The following is a 1,226-nucleotide window of genomic DNA, read 5'->3' on the forward strand; positions in this document are numbered from 1 at the left end:
GGCCAACCGGGGGCCTGCCACGATCTCGGAGCGGGTGTCAGAGCTGGTCGGTACCGAAGGTGTCGCAGGTCTTCGGGTCGCCGCGGTCGTAGCCCTGGGTGAACCAACGCTTGCGCTGCTCGGACGTGCCGTGGGTGAACTGGTCGGGGTTGACCCGCCCGCCGGAGCGCTCCTGGATGCTGTCGTCGCCGATCGCCTCGGCGGCCTGCACCGCCTCGCTGATGTCGGTCTGGGTGATGGACTTGAACAGCGGTTCCTGGCCGGTCTTGTCCTTGCTCTCGGTGGCGTGCTTGGCCCAGGCGCCGGCGTAGCAGTCGGCCTGCAACTCCAGCCGTACGGAGGCGGACTGGGGGCCGCTCTGGTCGCCCTGGCCGGCCTTGGCGTTGGTGCCGAGGAGGTTCTGGACGTGGTGTCCGTACTCGTGGGCAAGCACGTACGGCTGGGCGAACTCGCCCTTCGCCCCGAACCGGGACGCCAACTCGTCGTAGAAGCTCAGGTCGATGTAGACCTGCTTGTCGGCGGGGCAGTAGAACGGGCCGACGCCCGAGTCGGCCTGCCCGCAGCCGGTGTTGACGGCGGCCTGGAAGAAGTTGGTGTCGGTCTGCTCGTACTCTCCCTTGCCCAACTCCGGGTACGCCTTCTGCCAGTAGGCCTGGATGCTGTTGACGTAAAGCGCGTTGCGGCAGCGCGCGTCGTCGAGACGCTCGGGGTTGTCGCGGGAGCACAACTGCTCCAGGTCGGTGCCGCCGGCCTGACCGCCCTCGTCGCCGTTTGTCATGGCGTTGAGGCCGAAACCGCCGCCGAGCAGCGCGACGAGCACCGCCACCACGATGCCGATGATGCCGCCCCGACCGCCGCCTCCGGGGATCGGGATGCCGAGGCCGCCTCCGCCGCCTCCACCACCGCGGCCCACGTCGTTGACCTGCGAGGTGTCGATTTCGGCCCGCTCGTTGAGTTCCATGGTGACCCCGATCGCCGTATGCCGGTGATTGTCTTTTGTGTGTCGTTTCGTCCATCGAGTGCCGGACGGGGTCCGGACAGGCGTTCCGGTACCCGATGATCTTGATTGGTAATCCGGGCAGGCGCTCCGGGCGCGCCCGGTACACTTGTCAGGTGCTGCGCTGCGAAGGCTGAACCGCCCCGCGCCGTCGGGCCCATTTTACCGCCCGGCGTTTAGGGTTACCCCAGTAAGCCATGCAAAAACCCAGATAGAGCACCGCAAACAA

At 67.4% G+C, this 1,226-nt stretch carries 1 protein-coding gene; it reads right to left on the bottom strand.

Annotated elements, in window-relative coordinates:
* Window positions 1-37 precede the first annotated feature (37 nt).
* Window positions 38-961, bottom strand: coding sequence for a neutral zinc metallopeptidase (locus tag AB0B48_RS33160; RefSeq protein ID WP_357208612.1), 924 nt, complete (start codon window positions 959-961; stop codon window positions 38-40).
* Window positions 962-1,226: the final 265 nt, after the last annotated feature.

Source organism: Micromonospora sp. NPDC049089, from assembly GCF_040648775.1.
Lineage (GTDB): Bacteria > Actinomycetota > Actinomycetes > Mycobacteriales > Micromonosporaceae > Micromonospora.

Bases quoted from the DNA above. Each gene is read 5' to 3' on its own strand.
- AB0B48_RS33160 (WP_357208612.1), bottom strand. From the start codon at position 961: ATGGAACTCAACGAGCGGGCCGAAATCGACACCTCGCAGGTCAACGAC.